The organism is Bradyrhizobium sp. UFLA05-125, from assembly GCF_059803515.1.
Window position 1 is genome coordinate 109,373 of sequence record NZ_JBANBJ010000006.1, and the last position, 26,071, is coordinate 135,443.

Here is a 26,071-nt window from a genome sequence, read left to right on the forward strand (position 1 = left end):
TTACGGTAAATAACGGGTTAAGGAAGCCGTCGCCGCCGTCTTAAAGTTGGGCGCGGGGAACAAGAGGGGCCGAGAGACCTTGGTGGTTCGTCGTGCAAGGGTGGCCCGCCACATTCACCGGTGTCATGCCCCGGCTTGACCGGGGCATCCAGTACGCCGCGGCCTCTCGGCCCTAGCTGCGCTGCCTCTGGAATACTGGATCGCCCGCTTTCGCGGGCGATGACAGCGGAGTGGGTTGGCGGCAATCGGGCTTTGGAGACGCTATCGTCAGCCCTTCTCGCGCTTGCCCCCGTCGATCGGCACCACGGTGCCGCGCGCGTTCATGGTCGACAGTGCCTCGAGGGTCTCTTCGCAGAAATCGGCCACCATCTGCTCGTGCCGCGCGCCGAGGCGGAGCAGCAGCAGATTGCCGAGGTCGAGCACGCCCGATGCCTCGCCGTCCGGAAAGCGCTTCTTCAGGATGCGCTCGTAGTTCTCGTGGCGGTCGCGGTGGTGCTCGAGCCGGGCCATCAGGTCGGTGCGCAGGGGTTCGATGTCGAGGCTGTCGAGGGCGTGGAGGCGGACCAGGAGGTCGTCCTTGATCGAGGGCGGTGTGCTCGGCCGCGCGGCCCAGTGCCGCAGCGCTGTTCGTCCCTCCCCGGTGAGCGTATAAACCAGCTTGTTGGGCTTGCCGGATTGCACGACCTCGCGGCCCTGGATGTAGCCGCGGTCGCGCAGCTTGGACAGTTCGCGATAGATCTGCTGGTGATCGGCCTTCCAGAAGAAGCCGATCGAGGAGTCGAACGTCTTGGCGAGCTCGTAGCCCGTCATCGGACGTTCCGTCAGGCATGCGAGGATTGCGTCGCCCAGCGCCATGACACCGGCTCCTTCAAGAAGTCCCGACCAATTGACTTGACTTTATGCATATCGGCGCATATGCGTCAATGTGCATATGGCGGGCGGGCCGGTTGCCCAGCCGGCGTCAGCCTTCGCGCTACTTTGCATGGGGTTGTTTTCAAGTTTTTGCCACGGCCTTTATCAAGGGAGGCACCCTGAGAATGACCGGCCTCGATTCCTGGTACGGCTACATGAAGTCCCATAACCGCGCCGCGCTGTGGGACCTGCTTCACCCCGATGCCATCTTCGAAAGTCCCGTCGTGCACACGCCGCAGCGCGGGCGCGACATCACCTTCAAATATCTGTCGAGCGCCGAGAAGGTGCTCGGCGGCCCCGGCTTCAGCTATGTCGGCGAGTGGCGAAGCGCGAGCGGCGCCGTGCTCGAATTCAAGACCATGATCGATGGCATCGAGATCAACGGCGTCGACATCATCACCTTCGATAACGAGGGCCGCATCACGCATTTCAAGGTGATGGTGCGTCCGCTCAAGGCCATCAACATGCTGCACCGCTTGATGGCGGAGCAGCTCGCCGCACAACAATGACGCTGCCCTGCGGTTGCGGAAACGGTTAGACTCGCGACAAAGACTGCGCCTCAGGGCGTTTTTCAAGAATACCACCACTTAACGGCCCCATGCCGGGAGAACGCCATGCCGATCTATAAAGCCCCCGTCGAAGACGTGAACTTCCTCTTCAACGACGTCTTCCAGATCGATCGCTACGACAATCTGCCGGGCTTCTCCGACGCCTCCAGCGATGTGCGCGAGGCGATCCTGGGCGAAGCCGCCAAGCTCGCCGAAGAGGTGCTCCAGCCGCTCAATCGTGTGGGTGATCTCGAAGGCTGCAAGCGCGCTGACGACGGCAGTGTCACCACGCCGAAAGGTTTCAAGGACGCCTTCAGGCAGCTCGCCGAGGGCGGCTGGCTCGGCCTCTCCGTGCCGACCGAATTTGGCGGGCAGGGCCTGCCGGTGGCGCTGAGTCAGGCGGTCAACGAATTCCAGTGCTCGGCCAACATGGCTTTCGCGATGTACGGCGGTCTGACCATGGGCGCGACCGCAGCGCTGCTGGTGCACGGCAGCCCCGAGCAGAAGAAGACCTACGTTCCGAAGATGGTGGCGGGCGAATGGACCGGCACCATGAACCTGACCGAGCCGCATTGCGGCACCGACCTCGGCATGCTCCGCACCAAGGCGGTGCGCCAGGCCGACGGCAGCTTCAAGATCACGGGCACGAAGATCTTCATCTCGGCCGGCGAGCATGATCTCGCTGGCAACATCATCCACCTCGTGCTCGCTCGCATCGAGGGTGCGCCTGCCGGCATCAAGGGCGTATCGCTGTTCGTGGTGCCCAAGTTCCTGGTCAACGCTGACGGCTCCGTCGGTGCACGCAACGGCGTGGTCTGCGGCTCGATCGAGCACAAGATGGGCATCCACGGCAATTCCACCTGCGTGATGAACTACGAAAACGCCACCGGCTGGCTGATCGGCGAAGAGAACAAGGGCATGCAGGGCATGTTCGTGATGATGAACGAGGCCCGCCTCGGCGTCGCCGTGCAGGGTCTCGCGCAGTCGGAAGTCGCCTACCAGAACGCAGTCGCCTATGCCCGCGAGCGTGTCCAGGGCCGCGCGCTCACCGGCGCGAAGGCGCCGGACAAGCCGGCCGATCCGATCATCGTGCATCCCGACGTGCGCCGCACGCTGCTGTCGATCCGCGCCTTCAACGAGGCCGCGCGTGCCTTCGTGGTGTGGACCGCGCTGAAGAGCGACGTCGCCCACCGCTCCGAGGATCCCAAGGACCGCCAGGCCGCCGACGATCACATGGGCCTGATGACCCCCGTGCTGAAGGGCTTCCTCACCGACTACGGCTTTGCCAACGCGGTGCAGGCGCAGCAGATGTATGGTGGCCACGGCTACATTGCGGAGCAGGGTATGGAGCAGTTCGTGCGCGATGCGCGCATTGCCATGATCTATGAAGGCGCCAACGGCATCCAGGCGCTCGACCTCGTCGGCCGCAAGCTGCCGCGCGACGGTGGCCGCGCCATCATGGCGTTCTTCGGCGAGGTGATGGGCTTTGCCAAGGAGAATGGCGGCGACGAGGCGCTGAAGCCTTTCGTTGCCCCGCTCTCGACCGCGCTCGGCCATCTGCAGCAGGCCACCACCTGGCTGATGCAGAACGCGATGGCAAAACCCGACAATGCCGGCGCTGCCGCAACCGACTACCTGCATCTCTTCGGCTTCGTTGCGCTCGGCTACATGTGGGCGCGGATGGCCAAGGTCACGCTAGGGAAGATTGCCGAGTCCGGGGCCACGCCCTATCTCTCCACCAAGCTCGTCACCGGCCGCTTCTTCATGGAGCGGATGCTGCCGGAGACCGCCGCCAACCTCGCGCGCATCCAGGCCGGCTGCGCCACCGTCATGGAACTGCCGGCGGAAGCATTTTAAAGCCCGCTTCCGTCGCCAGGTCCCAATCGCATCTAGACATCACATCAGGAGGGCGTCATGCCTGAGGCATTCATTTACGACCACGTTCGCACGCCGCGCGGCCGCGGCAAGCCGGACGGCGCGCTGCACGAGGTCACCGCGCTGGCGCTCGCCACCGTGCCGCTGCAGGCGCTGAAGGAGCGCAACAACCTGCCCGTGGACTCCGTCGATGACGTCGTGCTCGGCGTGGTCGATCCGGTCGGCGAGGCCGGCAGCGACATCGCGCGCTTTGCGGCGCTCAAAGCCGGCCTCGGTGAAGCCGTCCCCGGCGTGCAGATCAGCCGCTTCTGCGCCTCCGGCCTCGATGCCGTGAACTTCGCTGCTGCCCAGGTCATGAGCGGCCAACATGAGCTGGTGATCGGCGGCGGCGCCGAATCCATGAGCCGCGTCGGCATCGGCGCCTCCGGCGGTGCATGGCCGATGGACCCCTCGATGGCGGTGCCGGCCTATTTCATGCCGCAGGGCGTCTCGGCCGATCTGATCGCCACCAAGTACGGCTTCTCCCGCGACGACGTCGACGCCTACGCCGTGCAAAGCCAGCAGCGTGCCGGCAAGGCCTGGGACGAAGGTCGCTTCAACAAGTCGGTCGTTCCGGTGAAGGACATCAACGGACTCACCATCCTCGCCAAGGATGAGCATATGCGGCCCACCACGACGATGCAGTCGCTGGCGCAGCTCCAGCCGTCCTTCACCATGATGGCGCAGATGGGCGGCTTCGATGCGGTTGCGGTCCAGTCGCATCCGGAGATCGAGCGCGTCAATTACGTGCATCACGCCGGCAACTCTTCCGGAATCGTCGACGGCGCCGGCGCCGTGCTGCTCGGCAGCAAGGAGGCGGGCGCGAAATATGGCATGAAGCCGCGTGCAAAGATCCGCGCCTTCGCCAACATCGGCTCGGAGCCTGCGATGATGCTGACCGGCCCGGTGGACGTCACTGAAAAGCTGTTTGCGCGCTCTGGCATGAAGAAGTCGGACATCGACCTGTTCGAGCTCAACGAGGCCTTCGCTTCCGTCGTGCTGCGCTATATCCAGGCCTTCGACATCGACAACGCCAAGATCAACGTCAATGGCGGCGCGATCGCGCTCGGCCATCCCCTTGGCGCCACCGGCGCGATGATCCTGGGCACCGTGCTCGACGAGCTCGAGCGCACCAACAAGTCGACCGCGCTGGTGACGCTGTGCATCGGCGGCGGTATGGGCACCGCGACCATCATCGAGCGGGTGTGACGAGCTGCCGTAGGGTGGGCAAAGCGAAGCGTGCCCACCACTGATGTCTCCGCGAATGATGGTGGGCACGGCGCGAGCGCGCCTTTGCCCACCCTACGAGATCCAGAGTCAACCGCCAGCGCCTGAGATCGGCAGCCGGCACCGAGGAGCAACCAACATGGCTTACAAGAACTTCAAGGTTGAGACCGACGCCGACGGCATCGCGCTCGTCACCTGGGACATCCCGGGTCGTTCGATGAACGTGCTCGACGAAACCTCGACCAGCGAGCTCGATGCGATCGTGAAAGAGACCACGGCGGATGCCGCCGTGAAGGGCGTCGTCATCACCTCCAGCAAGGAGGCGTTCTGCGCCGGCGCCGATCTGTCGATGCTCGAGGGCATGAACCAGGCCTACGCAAAGGTCCTCAAGGAGCAGGGCGAGACGGCCGCGAACCAGATGCTGTTCGACCAGAGCCGGCGCTTCTCGCAGGTGCTGCGCTCCATCGAAACCTCCGGGAAGCCGTGGGCGGCCGCGATCAACGGGCTGGCGCTTGGCGGCGGCTTCGAGATCACGCTGTGCTGCCACTATCGCGTGGCGGCGGAGAATCCCAAGACGCGCCTCGGCCTGCCCGAGGTCAAGGTCGGCCTGTTCCCCGGCGCCGGCGGCACGCAGCGCGTGCCGCGCCTGGTGCCGCCGCAGGATGCCATGACCATCTTGCTCAAGGGCGATCCCGTCGCGCTCGACAAGGCCAAGCAACTCAACCTGATCCACGCCATCGTTCCCGCGGCCGATCTGATCAAGGCGGCAAAGGATTGGATCAAGGGCGGCGGCAAGGCGGTCGCGCCCTGGGACGAAAAGGGCTTCAAGCTGCCCGGTGGCCCGGTGTTCTCCAAGAACGGCATGATGATGTTCCCGGCCGGCAACGCCATCTACCGCCGCGAGACCTACGATAATTATCCCGCCGCGCGCGCGATCATGAGCTGCGTCTATGAAGGTCTGCAGTTGCCGATCGACGCCGCATTGCGCGTCGAGTCGCGCTACTTCACCTCGGTGCTGCGCTCGAAGGAAGCGGCGGCCATGATCCGCAGCCTGTTCCTGTCGATGCAGGAGCTGAACAAGGGGGCGCGCCGTCCGAAGGATGTGCCGCCGACCAAGGTGAAGAAGATCGCCGTGATCGGCGCCGGCTTCATGGGCGCGAGCGTCGGCTACGTTTCGGCCCGCGCAGGTCTTGACGTCGTGCTGATCGACCGCGACCAGGAAAGTGCCGACAAGGGCAAGGCGCATGCCCAGAAGGTGATCGAGGAGCAGATCAAGAAGGGGCGCGCCAAGCCCACGGATGCCGAAGCGCTGCTCGCGCGCATCACGCCGACCGCGGACTATGCTGCGTTGAAGGACGTCGACCTCGTCATCGAGGCCGTCTTCGAGGACCGTAAGGTCAAGGCGGACACCTTCGCCAAGGCGCAGGAATATCTCAAGCCTGACGTGATCTTCGCGTCGAACACGTCCACGCTGCCGATCACCTCGCTGGCCGAGAGCTTCAAGGACCAGGGCAAGTTCGTCGGCATCCACTTCTTCTCGCCGGTCGAGAAGATGATGCTGGTCGAGATCATCCTTGGCAAGAACACCGGCGACGTCGCGCTGGCAACTGCGCTCGACTACGTCCGCACCATCGGCAAGACGCCGATCGTCGTGAACGATAGCCGCGGCTTCTTCGCCAACCGCTGCGTCGGCCGCTACGTCGCCGAAGGCAACGAGATGTTCCTCGAAGGCGTCCCGCCGGCGATGATCGAGAATTGCGCCAAGATGGCCGGCATGCCGGTCGGCCCGCTCTCGCTGTCCGACGAAGTCGCGCTCGACCTCGGCCTGAAGATCATGAAGGCGACGGAAGCCGATCTCGGCCCCAACGCCATCAACCCCGATCAGAAGAAGCTGATGGTAGAGATGGTCGAGATGCAGGGCCGCCTGGGACGCAAGAACAGCAAGGGCTTCTACGACTATCCGGAGAAGGGCAAGGGCCAGAAGAGCCTGTGGCCGGGGTTGTCAGCGCTCCAGCCGAAGCAGCTCGACCCCGACACACTCGACGTCGAGGAGCTCAAGCAGCGCTTCCTGGTGGTGCAGGCGGTGGAAGCCGCGCGCACGGTGGAGGATCACGTCATCACCGATCCCCGCGAAGCGGACGTCGGCTCGATCCTCGGCTTCGGCTTTGCGCCGTTCACCGGCGGTACGCTGTCCTACATCGACTTCATGGGCACGAAGAGGTTCGTCGAGCTCTGCCACAGGCTGGAAGCCAAGTACGGCTCCCGCTTCACCCCGCCGAAGCTCCTCGAGGAGATGGCGGCAAAGGGCGAGACCTTCTACGGCCGCTTCGCGCCGAAGAAGTCGGCGGCGTAAGCCCGTTACCCCGTCTCGCATCCTCGGTAGTCAAAAGGCCGGATCGTCGATCCGGCCTTTTCTTGTCCGTGGTCGCGACGCCTCACGCCGCCTGCAAGAGCCCTTCGCGCTTCAAGGCTTCCTGCACCTTCGGCCGCGCGGCGACGCGAGCCTTGTAGGTGAGAAGGTTCGTGAGGGCCGAGAGGTCGAACTTCAGCCGCTCCGCCCAGGTCAGCATGGTGAAGAGATACCCGTCGGCGACGGTGAACTGCTGGCCCATCAAATAGTCGCGACCGGTGAGCTGGCCGTCGATATATTTCAACTTGCCCATCACGCGATCCCTGAAGAACGCCTTGGCATCGTCGGCCAGCACCGGCGAGAACAGCGGACCAAAGCTCTTGTGCACCTCCGAGGTGAGGAAGTTCAGCCACTCCAGCAGCTTGTAGCGCTCGGAACTGTCGCGCGCGGGCACCAGGCCCTTGGCCGAGGCCTGATCGGCGATCATCTGGACAATGACCGGGCCTTCGGTCACGATCTCACCGCTGTCGAGGCCGAGCGCCGGCACTTGGCCCTTGGGATTGACCTTCAGATAATCCTCACCGTTTTCGAGCTTCTTGGCGCGGATATCGACCTTGACGAGATCGTAGGGCAGGTCGGCTTCGAGGAGGGCGATGTGGGGAGACAACGAGCACGCTCCCGGCGAGTAATAGAGTTTCATAGAATTTTCTCCTCTCGATGGTTGGTTGGGGCGGAAGAACGCCTACATGCATTTGCATGGAATAATAGTCAAGATTGATGCAGGTGCATCAAGTGCGCTAAGAACGGGCTACTTCACTTGAGCGGGACCATGAAACGCAAACCATCAACCGAGGCGACGTCTGCCTGGATCCGCCTGATGCGGGTGCAGAGCCGCGTGCTCGACTGCGTGGAGCAGGACCTGAAGAAGGCCGGCTTCCCGCCGCTCGCCTGGTATGATGCGCTTCTCGAACTGTCGCGCGCGCCGTCGGGCGAGCTGCGCCCCGTGGAGCTCGAGCGCCAGATGCTGATTCCGCAATATTCGACCTCGCGGCTGATCGACCGCCTGGTCGACGAGGGCCTCGCAGTGCGCCGCGAATGCAAGATCGACAAGCGCGGCCAGTTCGTCGAGATCACGGAGGCCGGTCGCGAGCTGCAGAAGCGGATGTGGGGTGCCTATTCCGCCGCAATCGAGAAGTATGTCGGCTCGAAACTGTCCGATGCGGACGCCGTCAAGCTCAGCGGTCTGCTCGACCGGCTCGGTTGCTCCTGCGGCGAGATGAAGCTGCCGGTCGCCAACGAAAGCACACCGTTGCGATGATCCCGCAGCAAACCAAAATGTCCGCGCAACCGGTGGGTTCGCGGACCATCCCTGTCACCCGCGCGCGTTCGGTCGAAGCGCTTTTGATTAGAGTTTGATATGGCGCGAGACCAGATCGATATGACGCCGCTGCAATCGCGCGACGAGCTCGTCGCGTGGTTCGAGGCCGGCTGCAAGCCGGTGGACGATTTCCGTATCGGCACCGAGCATGAGAAGACGCCGTTCACGCTCGAAGGCCACCGCCCGGTTCCCTATGAGGGAGCGCGAGGCATCGGCGCGCTGCTCGAAGGCATGAAGCTCCTGCTCGGCTGGGAGCCGATCATGGAGAAAGGCAACATCATCGGCCTCTACGACGTTACCGGCGGCGGCGCGATCTCGCTCGAACCGGGCGGGCAGTTCGAATTGTCCGGCGCGCCGGTCGAGACCGTGCACCAGACGCAGAGTGAGCTGATGGCGCATCTGGCGCAGGTGCGTGAGATCGCGACCCCGCTCGGCATCGGCTTCCTTGGCCTCGGCATGACACCGTCCTGGTCGCGCGCCGACATTCCGGTGATGCCGAAAGGCCGCTACAAGATCATGACCAACTACATGCCGAAGGTCGGCAAATACGGCCTCGACATGATGTACCGAACCTGCACGGTGCAGACCAATCTCGACTTCTCCTCCGAAGCCGACATGGTCAAGAAGCTGCGCGTCTCGCTCGCGCTTCAGCCGGTCGCAACCGCCCTGTTTGCCAATTCGCCGTTCACCGAAGGCAAGCCCAACGGCTTGTTGTCGTTCCGCTCGGAAATCTGGCGCGACACCGACAATGCACGCTCCGGCATGCTTCCTTTCGCCTTCGAGGACGGCATGGGCTTTGAGCGCTATATCGACTATGCGCTCGACGTGCCCATGTATTTCGTCAAGCGCGGCGATGATTACATCGACGTGTCGGGCTCCTCCTTCCGCGCCTTTTTCGAAGGCCGCAACAACAACCTTCCCGGCGAGCGTCCGACGTTGTCGGACTGGGCCAATCATCTCTCGACGATCTTCCCGGAAGTGCGGCTGAAGCGCTACCTCGAGATGCGCGGCGCCGATGGTGGTCCCTGGGGCCGGCTGCCGGCGCTGTCGGCGTTCTGGGTCGGGCTGCTCTATGACAACGCCTCGCTCGATGCCGCCTGGGATCTGGTGAAGCACTGGAGCACGCATGAGCGCCAGGCGCTGCGCGACGATGTGCCGCGCTTCGGCTTCAAGGCCCGGATCAAGGACCGCTATCTCTTCGAGATCGCCAAGGAATGCCTGGTGCTGGCCCATGCCGGCCTGCGGCGCCGCGGCCGGGTCGACCAGCTCGGCCGGGATGAGACCCGCCATCTGGAGCCGCTGGACCGCATCATCGATTGCGGACGCACGCCGGCCGAGGAGATGCTTGAGAAATTTCACGGCCCCTGGAAGGAATCGGTGGAACCGGCATACGCGGACTACGCGTTCTAGCTCAGCCGGGTCAGTGGCGCGCGCCGTTCATCGCCCGTACAGGTTTGCGGCGATCAAATGACCGACTGAAAAAACTGAGCGCGTTCAATAACTCGAAAGCTGTTCTGATGGGGAAGGGCCGCCTGGCTGGGGCCTTGATGGCAAAGCTCATGGCAAGAGCCATGACGAGGGTCGTGGCACAGGGTATGGCGTGGGTCATGCTGCTGGCGATCCTGCCTGCCATCGTGCCGGCGAGCGCCCAGACCGCATTCGACCGGCCGGGCGGTGACTATTTCAACACGCCCGTTGCGTCAGGTGATCCCGAGGATTGCGCGCTGCTGTGTGAGCGCGACCGGCGCTGCCGGTCCTGGAGCTTCAGCTATCCCGACGTCGAGGGTGCGCCTGCGGTGTGCTGGCTGAAGAACACCGTGCCGCCGCGCATTCCGGCGAATTGCTGCATCTCGGGCGTCCGCGGCGCGGGCGTCATCGAGCCCCGCGTCGAGGGCGTAGAAACGTCGATCGACCGCCCCGGCGGCGACCTGCGCAATTTCGAACTGAAGGCCGACGACGGCGAGGAGGCCTGCAAGGCCGCCTGCATCGCCGACAACAAATGCCGGGCCTTCACCTTCGCCCGCCCCGGCTACACGGGGCGCGAGGCGAAATGCTTCCTGAAGAAGGAAATCAAGCCGCCGCGCAGGAAGGCGGGGTTCACGTCGGGCGTGGTGAGGTAGGGGTTCTCGTGCCCCGGGCGCAGTGCAGCACGCAAGTGATGCACTGCTGAACCGGGGCCCATGGCGCCAGGTTCCGGCTCTGCGTCGCGTCACTGCGTGCCGCGCCGCGTCCGGGACACGAGACCTACTCCGCCGCAATGATCGTGATTTCCGGCCACAACGATTTCCATCGCTGAGCCTTCGTCGCGTAACTCGCCGCAGAGAAATTCGGGCCTGGATTGGGACGCGCGATCAATCCCGCGACATCATCGAACCCATGCGGCGCATAGACGTCGTAGCCCTCGTCGGCACGCCGGATGCCGATCTGCGTGTTCTGCGTTAGAAAGCGGTCGATGCCATGGGTCGAACAGGTCAGCGGTGGATAGGGCAGGCCGTGCTTGCCGGGATACCACAGATGCACGCGCGCCTGGTTGCGCGCTTCGATCTTCGCGCCGAGATACGCAAGGCTGCCCGCCAGCTTGCGGATCACCGCGTCCTCCGCCTCCCACGAGGTGTCAGGGTCGAAATAGAACACATCGTAGTCGGCGATGCCGTGATCGATCGCACGTCCCGTGATCACGTTCCAAGCCGTCTGGACCAGACATCCCGACACCAGCCAGGCATCCGGCAGCGCAAGCTGCGCGAGCGCGTCGCTGATCGCAACGTTGACCGGATTGCGGAGTGCCAATGCGAGGAATTCGTTGCGGGTCATCGGGAATCGTGGGGTGGGCAAAGGCGCGCTCTTCGCGCGTCGTGCCCACCATCTCACCTGGATTGCGACAGAAGCGGTGGGCACGCTTTCGCTTTGCCCACCCGACGATCCTTCCGGCTCCGTGCCTCACTTCACCGCGGTAAAGAACCGCGCCATCCGGAAGCCCGACAGCCAGGTCCACACTGGCTGGCCACGCATGCCGAGATCCCAGGAGCCGAGCACGGCATCGGCGCGGCCGACGAGATTGTCGATTGGCAATAGCCCGACGCCGCCGGAGCGCAGTGGCACGCGGCTGTCCGCGGAGTTGTCCCTGTTGTCGCCGAGCACGAAGAGATGCCCGGCCGGCACGGTTACTTCCGGCGTGTTGTCGAGCGGGCCGTTGTCGCGCATCTTGAAAATGAGATGCGAGACGCCGTTCGGCAGCGTCTCGACATAGCGATAGGCGGGCTCGCTGCCGCCGTTGTCGTCCTCGGCCTGGCCAACGCCGTCCGGCTTCAGCTCGGCGGGACGGTCGTTGATGAAGAGCTGGCCCTGTCGCATCTGGATGCGGTCGCCGGGCAGACCGACCACGCGCTTGACCCAGGCCTGCGAGCGATCGCCGGGCCAGCGGAACACGACGACGTCGCCGAGCTTCGGCGTCTCGGCGAAGACGCGGCCGGTTTCCGGCAGGTTGATCTGGATCGGCAGCGACGAGGTGCCATAGCCATAGGGGAATTTCGAGGCAAGCAGTGCGTCGCCGATCAGCAAGGTCGGCTCCATCGAGCCCGACGGCACGTAGAACGGCTCGGCCAGCGCACCCTTGGCGATGAACACGGCAGCGACGATGCCAGCAAGCTGCACGAGCTGTCCGCGCCAGGTGCTCTTGCCGCTGTTCTTGCCGCTAGTCTTGGGCTTGGTTGTTGCAGTCATTTTCTCAACGCTCATGCGCCCGTACCACCCACCGTAATCCGTTCCATCAGAAGCGTCGGCTGGCCGACGCCGACCGGTACGCCCTGGCCGTTCTTGCCGCAGGTGCCGATGCCTGTATCGAGCGCGAGATCGTTGCCGATTGCGCGGATGCGATGCAGGTCGGTCGGCCCGTTGCCGATCAGCATGGCGCCCTTCAGCGGCGCGCCGATCCTGCCGTTCTCGATCTTGTAGGCCTCGGTGCACTGGAAGACGTATTTGCCCGAGGTGATGTCGACCTGGCCGCCACCGAAATTCGCGGCGAAAACGCCGTTCTTGACCGAGGCGAGGATTTCGCCCGGCTCGCGGTCGCCCGCGAGCATGTAGGTGTTGGTCATGCGCGGCATCGGCACATGGGCGTAGCCCTGCCGGCGACCGTTGCCGGTCGGCTTCATGTTCATCAGACGCGCGTTCTGGCGGTCCTGCATGTAGCCGACCAGGATGCCGTCATCGATCAGCACCGTGCGGTTTGTCGGGGTGCCCTCATCGTCGATCGAGAGCGAGCCGCGCCGCGAGGCAATGGTGCCGTCGTCGACCACGGTGACGCCCTTGGCTGCCACCTGCTGGCCCATCAGGCCGGCAAAAGCCGAGGTCTTCTTGCGGTTGAAGTCGCCCTCCAGGCCATGGCCGACCGCCTCATGCAACATCACGCCGGGCCACCCGGCGCCAAGCACCACGTCCATCTCGCCGGCAGGCGCCGGCACGGATTCCAGATTCACCAGCGCCTCGCGCAGCGCGCCGTCGGCCGCGTCGCGCCAGTTCCTGGTCTCGATGAATTCGGCATAGCCGGCGCGGCCGCCAAAGCCCTTGCTGCCGCTTTCCTGACGGTCGCCCTGGCCGGCGACAACGGAAATGTTCACGCGCACCAACGGGCGGATATCGCGATAGCTCTCGCCATCGGGGCGGAGGATTTCAACCACCTGCCAGGTCGCCCCTAAACTCACGCTGACCTGCCGTACGCGCGGATCCTTGTCGCGCAAATACGCGTCGATCTCCGCGAGCAGCCTGACCTTGGCCTCGAAACCCGGCGCGTCGAGCGGATTGTCGTCGGCATAGAGCCGCACATTGGTATGCGGCGGCGGCGCGGCGAAGCTTCCCGAATACCCGCCGCGGACCGCTGCGACCGCATCGGCGGCGCGGATCAGCGCCGGCAGCGACACGTCGGAGGAATGCGCGTAGCCGACCGCGTCGTCCTTCACGGCGCGCAGGCCAAAGCCCTGCGAGGTGTCATAGGTCGCCTGCTTCAGCCGCCCATTGTCGAACATCAGCGCTTCGGTCTGGCTGTATTCGAGGAACAATTCGCCGTCGTCGGCGCCCGAAAGCCCGCGTGCGACTTCGTGGCGAACCTGGTCGCGGTCGAGATTGGCGCGGTCGAGCAGGGAGGTCGTCGCAGGGTTGGTCATCGGCGGTCCATTATCGGGAGATGTGGGGCAAGATAATGGTTTCAAAAGCGTTCGGCGAGGGGGCGGACCGTCACATTACCGAAACGACATGGTCGCCGAGCCGGCGACCGTTTCGGTCGCTTGCGCCTTAAGCCGGTTTTCAAGATTTTCAGCCTATACCGGCGCACCCTTGTGTGAACGGGCGGCCAAAGCATGTGGAATTCCTTGGTTGCATTCTGGGATCAATATCACGGCCTGATCATCGGCTTCGCCGTGCTGGCTCTGGTCTTGTTCGTCAATCAGCTGATCTACCGCCGCGGTTGGAAATCCTATCCCACGCGCGAACAGTACGTCGCGGCCCATCCAGGCTCAGCGACAACGGTCGGCGTCGTCTGCGCCAAATGCCGGCAGAAGGCTGCGGGAATGACCGTCGCCAGCGTGGGCCGCATCTACCGCTGCACCTGGTGTGACACGGAGCTTTATCGCGTCGATAAGGCGTGAGGTCAGTCCCGAGCGGCCCGCACTCCCGCTCGTAGCCCCAGGATAACGGACTCGCATCGTCGACGTGCAGGTCGCTACGGCAACTTGTCGTACCCCTCGCCGAGCCCGTTCAAGCTGAGCGGGAAGCCGATGCCTTCCTCGGGGGTCTCGAAGATGATGAAGGTCGCGGTCTTGGCTGAGCGAAGCTGGCCGAGCAGCTTGTCGTCCATGACGACCTCGGCGACGCAGCCATTGGGCAGGCAGCGGACGAAGCCGGCACGGCCGACGTCCTGGTTGTCGAGCTTGAGGCCGAGACCGGAGGGCAGCAGCACGCCGAGCGGCGCGACCACTCGCATCAGCCGGCTCTTCTGGTCGGCCGTCTTGAGCACGATCACGGTCAGGCCAGCGTTCGAGCGGTCTTCGGCGACGACGCTCTGGATCAGGGCGCATTGCTCAGACTGGGCGCCGGGCGGGGTGTCGCAGCGGATCTGCCAGTCGCCATGGACCGAGCGCACCGCGCCTTGCGCGTGTGCAAGGCCCGGCAGGAGGAGGACAGCGGCCACCAGAAGCCAAGCCAGCGCGCCAAAATGGCGGTAAGGAGCGGGTTTCGCCATGCGTGTCGAAAGCCCCATCGGGGTCGATCCCTCTGTTCGCGACCTGCTTGGGCGGCCTCGCTTCCACTCAGGTACGGAAATGACGGCGGCTTGAAGGCGGATCCCAAGCAACCAAAAAGCAAATCTCGCGCCGCGCCGGTCGCCTTTTCCCGCGCGAATCAGGCTGCTGCGGGGGCGGCCGGTCAGTGCCTACAGCGGGCAATCCTGCTGTCAAGGCGCCACACTCCCGGGAACGGTGTTTTTGTCTGAAATATCTTGCGTGTGATGGCTGACAGACCGGACTCAAGACTGCATTGCGATACATCAAGAATTATGGTTTGAGAGGCTTGATTTCGGCGTTCTAGCGAGCTGGCCCCAATTCCTCTTAGAGGTATTCTTGCGCGGCGGTTTGTCGGACGGGCGGATCGAATAAGCGTTCCCCAAAATAGGGGAGTGCATTGGGGTGATTTCGTAAGGGGAGCGCGAGCGGCATGAGGATGTCGATGGGCCGGATGGGCCGGCACTTGCTGGGATTGGCCGTAGCTGGCCTGACGCTGGGCACCGGCGGCGCGGCGTTTGCCGAGCTGGGACAGCCGGCGCCCTGGGAATGGCGTCTGCAGGGCTCTGCCTCTCCGGTGATGGACAACATCACCTGGTTCCATAATTTCCTGTCAGTCCTCATCATCGTCATCACGCTGTTCGTGCTGGGGCTGCTGGTGGCCGTGGTGGTGAAGTTCAACGCGAGGGCCAATCCGGTTCCGTCGCGGACCACCCACAACACGCTGATTGAGGTGGTCTGGACCCTGGTTCCAGTGCTGATCCTGGTCGGGATCGCGGTGCCGTCGTTCCGCCTCCTGTTCCTTGAGCTCGACCTGCCGAAGGCGGATATCACCATCAAGGCCACCGGCAAGCAGTGGTACTGGTCCTACGCCTATCCCGACAACGGCAAGTTCGAGTTCGACTCGCTGATGGCGCAGGACAAGCAGCCGCGGCTGCTTGGCGTGGACAACGAGATGGTGGTGCCGGTCAACAAGGTGATTCGTGTCCAGACCACTGGCGCCGACGTCATCCACTCTTTCGCGGTTCCGGCCTTCGGCATCAAGATCGACGCCATCCCCGGCCGCCTGAACGAGACCTGGTTCAAGGCGACCAAGACCGGCATGTTCTACGGCCAGTGCTCTGAACTGTGCGGCAAGGATCATGCCTTCATGCCGATCGCCGTGCGCGTGGTGGAGGACCAGGAATTCGCCTCCTGGGTCGAGGCGGCGAAGAAGAAATTTGCCGGCGGCGGCACCAGCACCTACGCCGCCGTGGCCGGCCCGACGCAGTAAGCGCCGGTTCAGGGGACTAAGGGCGGGACCTCGCGGGGTCCGAACGGGACGCAAGGCAGGATTTGAAAATGGCAACGAGTGCAGCGACACACGGCGATCACGCCCATGACGAACATGCCCATCCGACCGGATGGCGGCGCTACGTCTATTCGACCAACCACAAGGACATCGGCACGATGTACCTGGTGTTCGCGGTCATCGCCGGCATCATCGGTGCGGCGATGTCGATCGCGATCCGCGCCGAGCTGATGTATCCGGGCGTGCAGATCTTCCACGAAACGCACACTTACAACGTGTTCGTGACCTCGCACGGCCTGATCATGATCTTCTTCATGGTCATGCCTGCGATGATCGGCGGCTTCGGTAACTGGTTCGTGCCGCTGATGATCGGCGCGCCTGACATGGCGTTCCCGCGCATGAACAACATCTCGTTCTGGCTGCTGCCGGCCTCCTTCGCGCTGCTCCTGACTTCGACCTTCGTCGAGGGCGAGCCGGGCGCCAACGGCGTCGGCGCGGGCTGGACGATGTACGCGCCGCTGTCGACCTCGGGCCATCCGGGTCCGGCCGTCGATTTCGCGATCCTGTCGCTGCACCTTGCCGGCGCCTCGTCGATCCTCGGCGCCATCAACTTCATCACCACGATCTTCAACATGCGCGCACCGGGCATGACCCTGCACAAGATGCCGCTGTTCGTGTGGTCGATCCTCGTGACGGTGTTCTTGCTCCTGTTGTCCCTGCCGGTGCTCGCCGGTGCGATCACCATGCTGCTCACCGACCGCAACTTCGGCACCACCTTCTTCGCTGCCGATGGCGGTGGTGACCCCGTGCTGTTCCAGCACCTGTTCTGGTTCTTCGGTCACCCCGAGGTGTACATCCTGATCCTGCCCGGCTTCGGCATGATCAGCCAGATCGTCTCGACCTTCTCGCGCAAGCCCGTGTTCGGCTATCTCGGCATGGCCTACGCCATGGTCGCGATCGGCGGCATCGGCTTCGTGGTGTGGGCGCACCACATGTACACGGTCGGCATGTCGTCGGCGACGCAGGCCTATTTCGTCGCCGCGACCATGGTGATCGCGGTGCCGACCGGCGTGAAGATCTTCTCGTGGATCGCCACCATGTGGGGTGGCTCGATCGAGTTTCGCGCGCCGATGCTTTGGGCCGTGGGCTTCATCTTCCTGTTCACGGTCGGCGGCGTCACCGGTGTGGTTCTGGCCAATGCCGGCGTCGACCGCGTGCTGCAGGACACCTATTACGTCGTCGCGCACTTCCACTACGTGCTGTCGCTCGGCGCCGTGTTCGCGATCTTCGCCGGCTGGTACTACTGGTTCCCGAAGATGACGGGCTACATGTACAACGAGACGCTGGCCAAGGCGCATTTCTGGGTCACGTTCGTCGGCGTCAACATGGTGTTCTTCCCGCAGCACTTCCTTGGCCTGTCGGGCATGCCGCGGCGTTACGTCGACTATCCCGATGCGTTCGCGGGCTGGAACCTGATCTCTTCGATCGGCTCCTACATCTCCGGCTTCGGCGTGCTGATCTTCCTCTACTGCGTGTTCGACGCCTTCATGCGCAGGGTCCCTGCGGGCAACAATCCCTGGGGTGCGGGCGCGACCACGCTGGAGTGGACGCTGTCCTCGCCGCCGCCCTTCCACCAGTTCGAAGTACTGCCCCGCGTGCAGTAAGCAACCCTTCGTCGCGGCGCCTTTGACGGGCGCCGCGGCTCTGTCATCAAGCGAGTTGAATTAAGTGTCGGTCCTCGATCAGAACGCCATCGATATCAGGATCTCCGAGGCGGAGGTCGGCGACTACATCGCGCTTTTGAAGCCGCGTGTTATGTCGCTCGTGATCTTTACCGCGCTGGTCGGGTTGATGATGGCGCCCGGACATTTCCATCCCGTGCTCGCGATCACCTCGCTGCTTTGCATCGCGGTCGGCGCCGGCGCCTCCGGTGCGCTGAACATGGCGCTGGAAGGCGACATCGACGCAAAGATGTCGCGCACCGCGAACCGGCCGATCCCGCGCGGCCGCGTCACCCGGCCCGAGGCGATGGCCTTCGGCATGACGCTCGCCTTCTTCTCGGTGATGACGCTCGGTATCCTCGTCAACTGGATCGCGGGCGCGCTGCTCGCTTTCACCATCTTCTTCTACGTCGTGATCTATACGCTGCTCCTGAAGCGCTGGACCGCCCAGAACATCGTGATCGGCGGCGCCGCCGGCGCACTGCCGCCGGTGGTGGCCTGGGCCGCGGTGACCGGCACGGTCGACGTCGAGCCGCTGCTGCTGTTCGCCATCATCTTCTTCTGGACGCCGCCGCACTTTTGGGCGCTGGCGCTGTTCCGCTCCGACGACTACGCCCGGGCCGGCATTCCGATGCTGCCCAATGTCGCCGGTCCTGACACGACGCGGCTCCAGATCCTGCTCTACACCGTCGTCCTGATCGCGGTGGCTGCGGCGCCTTGGGCGCTCGGTTATTTCGACTGGATTTACGGCGTCACCTCGCTGGTGCTCGGCGCCGGCATGCTGGTGCTCGCCATCAACGTCTATATGCGGCGCGAGCGCAGCCAGTCGCTGCGCGCGACGCGCAAATTGTTTGCTTTCTCCATTCTTTATCTGTTCGCGCTGTTCGCGACCCTGCTTGCCGAGGTCGTGTTCCGCGCCCTTGCTCCGATGGTAGGGGGCGCATGACGCTGACATGCCCGACAAATCCGAGCCACCAGATGGAATCGTCCTCACCGAGGCGCAGAAGAAGAGCCGCCGTCAGCGCTCGATTGCGATCGCGCTCGCGCTCGGCGTGCTCGTGGTGCTGTTTTTCGCGGTCACCCTGGTCAAGGGACCAGCGGTGCTGAACCGACCATTGTGATGTGTGATGGATCAGAAGCCGACCATATCGCACGACGTGAGCCCTGAAGCGGCAGACAAGGCGGCCGACAGGCCGCCGCGCCGCGGCCTGGGTCGCGATGTCGTTGTCGCGTCCATTTGCGGCGGCGTGGTTGCGCTGATGGTCGGTGCGTCCTATGCGGCCGTGCCGTTCTACAACTGGTTCTGCCGTACCACCGGCTTCAACGGCACGACCCAGGTCGCGACCTCGGGACCCGCCGCGGGGCCGATCGCGCGCAAGATCGCCGTGCGCTTCGATTCCAACGTTGCCCCGGGCCTGCCCTGGAAGTTCGAGCCCGAGCAGACTGAGATCGAGATTAATATCGGCCAGGTCACGACCGTCTATTACACCGTGACCAACCAGGCCGCGCGCACCACCTCGGGCCAGGCGGCCTACAACGTCGCGCCGCTGACGGTCGGGTCGTATTTCCAGAAGATCAACTGCTTCTGCTTCACCGAGCAGACCATGGCGCCCGGCGAGAAGCGGGAGATGCCGGTGGTGTTCTATGTCGATCCGTCGATCGTCAACGATCACGACAATGACGGGCTGAGCACGATCACGCTGTCCTACACGTTCTATCCGGTACGCGAGCCGGTGGTGAAGCCGCTCGCGTCAGGCGAGGACGACAAGCGCAAAGGCAATCTTTGATCGCCGGGCTCAGATCCGGGGATTGGAATTAAAGGGGATAAGTGCCTGACAGGCACGGGCTAAGGAGAGAGACGGAAATGGCGACCGCGCAAGGCAAGCATCACGACTATCACCTGGTCGATCCGTCTCCGTGGCCGGCCGTCGGCTCGGTCTCGGCCTTCGTCATGGCGGTCGGTGCGATCGCCTGGATGCACCACATGTTCTCGGCGGCGCCGATCATCTTCGGCATCGGCACGGTCGGCGTGCTCTACACCATGGCGAGCTGGTGGGCCGACGTAATCAAGGAAGCCCAGTACAAGGGCGACCACACCCGCGTCGTGCAGCTGCACCACCGCTACGGTATGATTCTGTTCATCGCCTCCGAGGTGATGTTCTTCGTTGCCTGGTTCTGGGCCTTCTTCAACTCGGCGCTGTTCCCGGCCGACCCTGTCCATGCCACGCGCGACGCGGTGTTCGGCTGCGGTCTCGGCACCCAGATGGGTGCGTGCAGCGTGCCCGGAACCTGGCCGCCGCACGGCATCGAGACTTTCGATCCCTGGCATCTGCCGCTCCTGAACACGCTGATCCTCCTGACCTCCGGCACCACCGTGACCTGGGCGCACCACGCGCTCCTGGAGAACGATCGCCAGGGCCTGAAGTACGGCTTGATCCTCACCATCCTCCTGGGCGCGACCTTCACCTGCGTGCAGGCCTATGAGTACAGCCACGCGGCGTTCTCGTTTGCCGGCAACATCTACGGCGCCACCTTCTTCATGGCGACCGGCTTCCACGGCTTCCATGTGCTGGTCGGCACCGTGTTCCTGATCGTCTGCCTGGCGCGTGCCTATGCCGGCCACTTCACGCCGAAGCAGCATCTCGGCTTCGAGTTCGCCGCCTGGTACTGGCACTTCGTCGACGTTGTCTGGCTGTTCCTGTTCCTCTGCATCTACGTCTGGGGTCGCGGCGCCGAGACCATGGCCCACGGCGCGCATTAAGCCCCGGTCGATCGTGTTATAAAGGGGCGGCCTCATCGGCCGCCCCTTTTGCTTAAGGTGTGGAGAGGCGAAGGAAAGTGCATGACCGAGTATCCTCCCACGACCGTTCCCCAGAGCGCGATGCGCGGACTTGCCTGCAAATGCCCGCGCTGCGGGCGGGGCAAGCTGTATGCGGGCTTCCTCACGCTCGCGCCGTCATGTGAGGTCTGTGGTCTCGATTACGCCTTCATCGATTCCGGCGATGGGCCGGCGATCTTCATCATCATGCTGGCCGGCGCCATCGTGGTGGCCTGCGCGCTGATCGTCGAGGTCAAGTACCAGCCACCGTTCTGGCTGCATGCGGCGCTGTGGCTGCCGCTGATCCTCGTCACCACGCTGCTGCCGCTGCGCTCGATGAAGTCGTTGTTGATCGCGCTGCAGTTCCACCACAAGGCGGCGCCGGGCCGGTTGGTCGATCGCGCGAAATGAACGGGACCACGACGCGCCGCCGCGGCGTGGCGGGCTTTGGCCTGTTCACGCTCGCCATGATCGCAGTTTTCGTCGCGCTCGGTGTCTGGCAATTGCAGCGCCGTGTCGCCAAGCATGAATTGATCGCAGCATTGACCGAGCGGCTGGCAGCGCCGCCTGTCGCGTTGCCGCCGCCCGCACAGTGGAGCGCGCTCAACGCGGCCAATGACGAGTTTCGCCGCGTGAGCTTCACGGCCAGCTATGCGCCGCTTCCCGACGCGATGGTCTACAGCTCCGGCTCGGCCGTGCGCAAAGATGCTGCCGGTCCCGGCACCTGGGCCTTCCTGCCGGCACGGCTGCCGACCGGCGAGATGATCGTGATCGATGCCGGCTTCGTCGAGAACACGATGCAGGATCGGTCCGTCGAGGACCGTGCTGTAACCAAGCTCGTTACCGGCGGGCAGGTCGCGCTCACCGGGTACTTGCGTTTTCCGGAAGAGCCGAGCTGGCTCACGCCCGCGGAGAACCGCACCAAGCGGCTGTGGTTCGTGCGCGATCAGCATCTGATGGCGAGTGCGCTCGGCTGGGGCGCGGTCGCACCGTTCTACATCGATCTGGAACAGCCCGTGCCCGAGAACGGCATCCCGCGTCCCGGACCGCTCGATGTGCATCTGAAGGATGACCACCTGCAATACGCCATCACCTGGTTCGCGCTCGCAGGTGCGGTGCTGATCGCATTCGGCGCATGGGTGAGGGGACGGCGGCGGAACTGATCCGCCGCAGCTTTTCGGGGCGGAACCCGGAATCTTCCGGGCTTTACCATTGGACGTGCATTCACGACTGTGGCCACAAGCCGCGAAACGAATTCGCGTGAGCAAATCGGGATGGACGCGTGAGTGATTTCGACCAGATGGGCATTGTCGTCGACTGGCTGGATGCCTGTCGCAAGGGCGACCTCAGGTCGCTGATCGATCTCTACACCGATGATGCCAGCCTCGAATGCCAATGCGGGGGCAAGCATCTCTACCGTGGCCGCAGCGAGCTCGAAGCCTATTGGGGATCGCGGCTCGGCGCACTCTCCTCTGCCGGATTCGGACTCGAGGACATCAGCCCGGCGCCGCAGGGCGTCGAACTCGAATATTCGATCGCCGGCTCGTTGCGCATCCGCGCCAGCTTCGGCTTCAGCGCCGATGGCAAGATTTCCCGGACCACCTGCGTGCCCGCACGGCAGAACCCGATGGACTGCTCTGCGTGCTAGCGAGACAGCGCCGCCAAATATGCAGGCGGGCGCAGCCAGATGCACGCTAGGGTCTTCCCCGTTTAGTTAAATTCTAACGCAGGTGGTATTTTCGCTCTTTCCATTTGTTCCCGCTGGCTTATCTGTTGGGGAAAGCGAGCAAGAGCAATGCAAGACATCGTCAAGCCGGCCACGCGGATATTGATCGTCGACGACCATCCGGTCGTCGTGTTCGGTTGCAGGTCGCTGTTCGCGTCGGATCACTCGATCCGAATCGACGAGGCGAGTGACGCAAAGTCCGGTCACCGCGCCTTCGTCAGCAAGCGTCCCGACGTCACCCTCATCGACATCAGCCTGCCCGACGTCTCCGGCTTCGAGCTGATGCGCCGCATCCGCAAGGACGATCCGGACGCCAAGATCATCATGCTCAGCACCAACGACGATCCGGCCTTCGTGGTCCGGGCGGTCGAGATGGGCGCGCAGGGCTACGTCTCCAAGGGCGACGACATCAAGATCCTGGTCAAGGCGGTGCGCAAGGTCGCGGCCGGCGACAATTTCATCTCGCCTCAGCTCGCGGAGGCCGTGACCTTTTCCGGCGCGGCGATCAAGGCCAACCCCGCCTCGCAGATGACGCCGCGGGAATTGGAAATCCTGCGGCTGTTAGGGCGCGGCGACAAGATCGTCGAGGTCGCCGAAGCCCTCGGCATCTCCTACAAGACCGTCGCCAACACCACGTCGCTGTTGAAGCAGAAGCTTGGCGCGAAAAACCACTCCGACCTGATCCGGATCGCGGTGGCGGTTGAGATGAACTGAGGTTCGGTCGTCTGCACTGAACGGCCACGCTTCCGGCGGCGGGAAAAGACAGCAGGCGTGTCGCGCCGAGCTTTAGATCGCGAAGCGATCCGCGCGCATCGCCTTGGTACGAGCGGGAAAAGTTGGAACGTTCTCCCGCGTAAACCGTTTTTACCCTTGACGATGAGATGACACCCGACCAAAGCTCACGGCGAATGATTTGACGAGGCCTTGGCTCGCGCACCGGCCTCTGAATGCGGATAAAACAGGTCTGCACACGTAACGACAGACCCTTCCAGGAGAGGGCTGCGGCATCGCCGCAGCCCTTTTTCTTGCGTCCCCTCAGGCCGGGGGTGGCACGGGAAGCGGTTTCCCGATGCTGCAAAACGCTTTATGGTGCCCCCAGCTTGCTGCGGCAAAGCAAAGTAACTTCACTTAAATCAAAGGTTTAGGCGATCCGCCGGCCTTTGGAGGGCGGTTTGACTCGATATATCTCCACCAGGGGCGAGGCCCCCGAGCTTGGCTTCTGCGACGTGATGCTGACCGGGCTCGCCCGCGATGGCGGACTCTATGTGCCCCTCGACTGGCCGCAGCTTTCGCCGGAGACGATCGCCGGTTTCTTCGGCCGCCCCTATTGGGAGGTTGCTGTCGACGTGATCCGTCCGTTCACGGGCGGTGAGATTTCAGATGCCGATCTCGGCCGCATGGCGAACGAGGCCTACGCCACCTTCCGCCACCCCGCCGTGGTGCCGTTGCGCCAGATGTCGCCGCATCAATTCGTGCTGGAGCTGTTTCACGGTCCGACGCTCGCCTTCAAGGACGTCGCGATGCAGCTGATCTCGCGGCTGATGGATCACGTTCTCGCCAAGCGCGGCCAGCGCACAACCATCGCGGTCGCGACCTCCGGCGACACCGGTGGCGCCGCCGTCGAAGCCTTCGCGGGTCTGGAGAACGTCGATCTCATCGTGCTGTTTCCGCACAACCGCGTCTCCAACGTGCAGCAGCGCATGATGACGACGACGGGCGCCGCCAACGTGCACGCGCTTGCCATCGAAGGCACGTTCGACGATTGCCAGGCGCTGGTGAAGGGGATGTTCAACCATCACCGCTTCCGCGACAATGTCGCGCTGTCCGGCGTCAACTCCATCAACTGGGCACGCATCGTGGCGCAGGTGGTCTACTACTTCACCTCGGCGGTCGCGGTCGGCGCGCCGGCGCGGCAGGTCGATTTCACCGTGCCGACCGGCAATTTCGGCGACATCTTCGCAGGCTTCGTTGCCAAGCGCATGGGGCTTCCGGTGCGCACCCTGCGCATCGCGGCCAACGTCAACGACATCCTGGCGCGCACGCTCAAGACCGGCATCTACGAGGTGCGCGAGGTGCACGCCACCGCGTCGCCCTCGATGGACATCCAGATCTCCTCGAATTTCGAGCGGCTGATGTTCGAGGCGGGCCGGCGCGATGCGGCCGCTGTCCGCCGGCTGATGGAATCGCTGAAGCAGTCGGGTCGTTTCGTGCTGCCGGACGCCACGCTCGCTGCGATCCGCGAGGAGTTCGATGCAGGTCGCGCGGACGAGACCGAAACATCGGCTGCAATCCGCGCCGCCTGGCGCGAGGCCGGCGAACTCGTCGATCCCCATACCGCGGTGGCCCTCGCCGTGGCCGATCGCGACACCACGGACACGACGGTGCCCAACATAGTGCTGTCCACCGCGCATCCCGCCAAATTCCCCGACGCGGTCGAGGCCGCCTGCGGCATGCGACCGCAATTGCCGGCGTGGCTCGACGGCCTGATGGCCAAATCCGAACACATGAAGGTGATGAAGAACGATCAGTCCGAGGTGGAGCGGTTCGTGTTGTCGGTCAGCCGCGCCGCAAAGCAGGGAGTTGCCGGATGAGTGTCGAGATCTCCAAGCTTGCCTCCGGCCTCACCGTCGTCACCGACAACATGTCCCATGTAGAGACTGCTGCGCTCGGCGTCTGGGCCGGTGTGGGCGGCCGCGACGAGAAGCCGAACGAGCATGGCATCTCCCACCTCCTCGAGCACATGGCGTTCAAGGGTACGACCCGGCGCTCCTCGCGCGAGATCGTCGAGGAGATCGAGGCAGTCGGCGGCGATCTCAATGCCGGCACCTCGACCGAGACGACCTCCTACTACGCGCGGGTGATGAAGGCCGACGTGCCGCTGGCGCTCGACGTGCTAGCCGACATTCTTGCCAATCCGGCGTTCGAGCCGGAGGAACTCGAGCGCGAGAAGAATGTCATCGTGCAGGAGATCGGTGCGGCCCAGGACACGCCCGACGACGTCGTGTTCGAGCATCTCAACGAGCTCTGCTATCCCGACCAGGCGATGGGCCGCTCGCTGCTCGGCACCGCCAAGACGTTACGCGGCTTCAACCGCGACATGCTGCGCGGCTATCTCTCCACGCATTATCGCGGCCCCGACATGGTGGTGGCCGCCGCCGGCGCGGTCGATCACCGTCAGGTCGTGGACGAAGTCGAGAAGCGGTTTGCAAGCTTCGAGGCGACGCCGGGACCAAAGCCGGCGCCTGCGATGTTCGGCAAGGGTGGGGCGAAGGTTGTGCATCGCGAGCTCGAGCAGGCACATTTGACGCTGGCGTTGGAAGGTGTGCCGCAAACCGACCAGTCGCTGTTCTCGCTGCAGGTCTTCACCAACATCCTCGGCGGCGGAATGTCGTCGCGGCTGTTCCAGGAGGTGCGGGAGAAGCGCGGGCTGTGCTACTCGATCTACAGCTTCCACGCGCCCTATACCGATACCGGCTTCTTCGGACTCTACACCGGCACCGATCCTGCGGATGCGCCGGAGATGATGGAGGTCGTCGTCGACATCATCAATGATTCAGTGGAGACGCTGACCGAAGCCGAGATCGCGCGTGCAAAAGCGCAGATGAAGGCGGGCCTCCTGATGGCGCTGGAGAGCTGCTCTTCGCGCGCCGAGCAACTCGCGCGGCACGTGCTGGCCTATGGGCGGCCGCAGACGGTGCAGGAGTTGGTGGCCCGAATCGACGCCGTCAGCGTCGAATCGACGCGAAATGCGGCACGAGCGCTATTATCGCGGAGCCGCCCCGCGGTCGTTGCATTGGGCAGCGGCAGGGGTCTGGACACGGCGGTGTCTTTTGCGGAAGGATTGACCCGGGCGCGAGCCAAGGCGAGGCTCCACTAGGAGCTGTGCCGGAAGGGCTCGTGTTACGCCCCCGGGAAGC

The 26,071-nt window shown here is 64.2% G+C and carries 26 protein-coding genes; 20 read left to right on the forward strand and 6 right to left on the reverse strand.

The genetic code is table 11. The features are described 5' to 3' along the window. Positions 1 to 267: 267 nt before the first annotated feature. Positions 268 to 855 carry a PadR family transcriptional regulator gene (locus SO156_RS09390; RefSeq protein WP_498534576.1) on the reverse strand — a complete coding sequence of 196 codons (588 nt, stop codon included), beginning with the start codon at positions 853 to 855 and terminating at the stop codon, positions 268 to 270. A 182-nt stretch (positions 856 to 1,037) separates the two neighbouring features. Here SO156_RS09390 and SO156_RS09395 point away from each other — a divergent pair, with 182 nt between their 5' ends. The 4 genes from SO156_RS09395 (at position 1,038) to SO156_RS09410 (ending at position 6,954) form a co-directional block, all read left to right on the forward strand. Next, a complete protein-coding gene (locus SO156_RS09395; RefSeq protein WP_458146832.1) occupies positions 1,038 to 1,421 on the forward strand; it encodes a nuclear transport factor 2-like protein in 384 nt (127 codons plus the stop codon). Positions 1,422 to 1,526: 105 nt separating this feature from the next. Then, positions 1,527 to 3,317, forward strand: coding sequence for an acyl-CoA dehydrogenase C-terminal domain-containing protein (locus SO156_RS09400; protein WP_498534577.1), 1,791 nt, complete (start codon positions 1,527 to 1,529; stop codon positions 3,315 to 3,317). A 57-nt stretch (positions 3,318 to 3,374) separates the two neighbouring features. Further along, complete coding sequence (locus tag SO156_RS09405; protein WP_458146834.1) at positions 3,375 to 4,583, forward strand: acetyl-CoA C-acetyltransferase; 1,209 nt, start codon at positions 3,375 to 3,377, stop codon at positions 4,581 to 4,583. Positions 4,584 to 4,740: 157 nt separating this feature from the next. After that, positions 4,741 to 6,954, forward strand: a complete 2,214-nt coding sequence (locus tag SO156_RS09410) for an FAD-dependent oxidoreductase (protein WP_498534578.1) — start codon at positions 4,741 to 4,743, stop codon at positions 6,952 to 6,954. Between the two features lie 82 nt (positions 6,955 to 7,036). On the opposite strand, the gene gstA is transcribed toward SO156_RS09410, so the two are convergent. Then, on the reverse strand, positions 7,037 to 7,651 hold the full coding sequence (gstA, locus tag SO156_RS09415; RefSeq protein WP_498534579.1) for a glutathione transferase GstA: 615 nt from the start codon (positions 7,649 to 7,651) through the stop codon (positions 7,037 to 7,039). A gap of 129 nt (positions 7,652 to 7,780) precedes the next feature. Between gstA and SO156_RS09420 the strand changes: the two genes are divergently transcribed. The 3 genes from SO156_RS09420 (at position 7,781) to SO156_RS09430 (ending at position 10,449) form a co-directional block, all read left to right on the forward strand. Further along, entirely contained in the window at positions 7,781 to 8,269 is a 489-nt protein-coding gene (locus SO156_RS09420) for a MarR family winged helix-turn-helix transcriptional regulator (protein WP_254102677.1), read from the forward strand. A 99-nt stretch (positions 8,270 to 8,368) separates the two neighbouring features. After that, on the forward strand, positions 8,369 to 9,739 hold the full coding sequence (locus tag SO156_RS09425; RefSeq protein ID WP_458146837.1) for a glutamate--cysteine ligase: 1,371 nt from the start codon (positions 8,369 to 8,371) through the stop codon (positions 9,737 to 9,739). A gap of 107 nt (positions 9,740 to 9,846) precedes the next feature. Continuing rightward, entirely contained in the window at positions 9,847 to 10,449 is a 603-nt protein-coding gene (locus tag SO156_RS09430) for a PAN domain-containing protein (protein ID WP_498534580.1), read from the forward strand. A gap of 124 nt (positions 10,450 to 10,573) precedes the next feature. On the opposite strand, the gene SO156_RS09435 is transcribed toward SO156_RS09430, so the two are convergent. The 3 genes from SO156_RS09435 to tldD form a co-directional block, all read right to left on the reverse strand. Next, positions 10,574 to 11,140 carry a nucleotidyltransferase family protein gene (locus SO156_RS09435; RefSeq protein WP_498534581.1) on the reverse strand — a complete coding sequence of 189 codons (567 nt, stop codon included), beginning with the start codon at positions 11,138 to 11,140 and terminating at the stop codon, positions 10,574 to 10,576. Between the two features lie 126 nt (positions 11,141 to 11,266). Continuing rightward, the gene (gene lepB, locus SO156_RS09440) at positions 11,267 to 12,064 is read right to left on the reverse strand and encodes a signal peptidase I (RefSeq protein WP_458146840.1); all 798 of its coding nucleotides are present in this window, start codon (positions 12,062 to 12,064) and stop codon (positions 11,267 to 11,269) included. Next, the gene (gene tldD / locus SO156_RS09445; protein ID WP_458146841.1) at positions 12,061 to 13,488 is read right to left on the reverse strand and encodes a metalloprotease TldD; all 1,428 of its coding nucleotides are present in this window, start codon (positions 13,486 to 13,488) and stop codon (positions 12,061 to 12,063) included. The genes lepB and tldD overlap by 4 nt, the downstream gene beginning before the upstream one ends. 192 nt (positions 13,489 to 13,680) lie before the next feature. Here tldD and SO156_RS09450 point away from each other — a divergent pair, with 192 nt between their 5' ends. Then, positions 13,681 to 13,968 carry a hypothetical protein gene (locus tag SO156_RS09450; RefSeq protein ID WP_498534582.1) on the forward strand — a complete coding sequence of 96 codons (288 nt, stop codon included), beginning with the start codon at positions 13,681 to 13,683 and terminating at the stop codon, positions 13,966 to 13,968. Positions 13,969 to 14,042: 74 nt separating this feature from the next. Here SO156_RS09450 and SO156_RS09455 read toward each other — a convergent pair whose 3' ends face one another. After that, positions 14,043 to 14,579, reverse strand: coding sequence for an invasion associated locus B family protein (locus SO156_RS09455; RefSeq protein ID WP_498534583.1), 537 nt, complete (start codon positions 14,577 to 14,579; stop codon positions 14,043 to 14,045). A 452-nt stretch (positions 14,580 to 15,031) separates the two neighbouring features. Here SO156_RS09455 and coxB point away from each other — a divergent pair, with 452 nt between their 5' ends. The 12 genes from coxB (at position 15,032) to SO156_RS09515 (ending at position 26,031) form a co-directional block, all read left to right on the forward strand. Continuing rightward, entirely contained in the window at positions 15,032 to 15,871 is an 840-nt protein-coding gene (gene coxB, locus SO156_RS09460) for a cytochrome c oxidase subunit II (RefSeq protein ID WP_458146844.1), read from the forward strand. Between the two features lie 68 nt (positions 15,872 to 15,939). Beyond that, positions 15,940 to 17,553, forward strand: a complete 1,614-nt coding sequence (gene ctaD, locus SO156_RS09465) for a cytochrome c oxidase subunit I (protein ID WP_458146845.1) — start codon at positions 15,940 to 15,942, stop codon at positions 17,551 to 17,553. Between the two features lie 64 nt (positions 17,554 to 17,617). Next, the gene (locus tag SO156_RS09470) at positions 17,618 to 18,556 is read left to right on the forward strand and encodes a heme o synthase (protein WP_498534584.1); all 939 of its coding nucleotides are present in this window, start codon (positions 17,618 to 17,620) and stop codon (positions 18,554 to 18,556) included. 7 nt (positions 18,557 to 18,563) lie between these two features. Continuing rightward, complete coding sequence (locus tag SO156_RS09475; protein WP_458146847.1) at positions 18,564 to 18,731, forward strand: cytochrome c oxidase system small membrane protein; 168 nt, start codon at positions 18,564 to 18,566, stop codon at positions 18,729 to 18,731. A 6-nt stretch (positions 18,732 to 18,737) separates the two neighbouring features. Then, positions 18,738 to 19,397 carry a cytochrome c oxidase assembly protein gene (locus SO156_RS09480; protein ID WP_498534585.1) on the forward strand — a complete coding sequence of 220 codons (660 nt, stop codon included), beginning with the start codon at positions 18,738 to 18,740 and terminating at the stop codon, positions 19,395 to 19,397. Between the two features lie 77 nt (positions 19,398 to 19,474). Then, positions 19,475 to 20,371 carry a cytochrome c oxidase subunit 3 gene (locus SO156_RS09485; protein WP_458146849.1) on the forward strand — a complete coding sequence of 299 codons (897 nt, stop codon included), beginning with the start codon at positions 19,475 to 19,477 and terminating at the stop codon, positions 20,369 to 20,371. An 81-nt stretch (positions 20,372 to 20,452) separates the two neighbouring features. Next, the gene (locus SO156_RS09490; RefSeq protein WP_458146850.1) at positions 20,453 to 20,839 is read left to right on the forward strand and encodes a DUF983 domain-containing protein; all 387 of its coding nucleotides are present in this window, start codon (positions 20,453 to 20,455) and stop codon (positions 20,837 to 20,839) included. Next, positions 20,836 to 21,591, forward strand: a complete 756-nt coding sequence (locus SO156_RS09495; RefSeq protein ID WP_498534586.1) for an SURF1 family protein — start codon at positions 20,836 to 20,838, stop codon at positions 21,589 to 21,591. The genes SO156_RS09490 and SO156_RS09495 overlap by 4 nt, the downstream gene beginning before the upstream one ends. Before the next feature lie 119 nt (positions 21,592 to 21,710). Then, on the forward strand, positions 21,711 to 22,076 hold the full coding sequence (locus SO156_RS09500; RefSeq protein ID WP_498534587.1) for a nuclear transport factor 2 family protein: 366 nt from the start codon (positions 21,711 to 21,713) through the stop codon (positions 22,074 to 22,076). 147 nt (positions 22,077 to 22,223) lie between these two features. After that, positions 22,224 to 22,868: a response regulator transcription factor gene (locus SO156_RS09505; protein WP_498534588.1), complete on the forward strand. Its 645-nt coding sequence runs from the start codon at positions 22,224 to 22,226 to the stop codon at positions 22,866 to 22,868. A 458-nt stretch (positions 22,869 to 23,326) separates the two neighbouring features. Next, positions 23,327 to 24,745, forward strand: coding sequence for a threonine synthase (gene thrC, locus SO156_RS09510; protein WP_458146854.1), 1,419 nt, complete (start codon positions 23,327 to 23,329; stop codon positions 24,743 to 24,745). Beyond that, positions 24,742 to 26,031, forward strand: coding sequence for a M16 family metallopeptidase (locus SO156_RS09515; protein WP_498534589.1), 1,290 nt, complete (start codon positions 24,742 to 24,744; stop codon positions 26,029 to 26,031). Before thrC ends, SO156_RS09515 begins: the two co-directional genes overlap by 4 nt. Positions 26,032 to 26,071 lie beyond the last annotated feature (40 nt).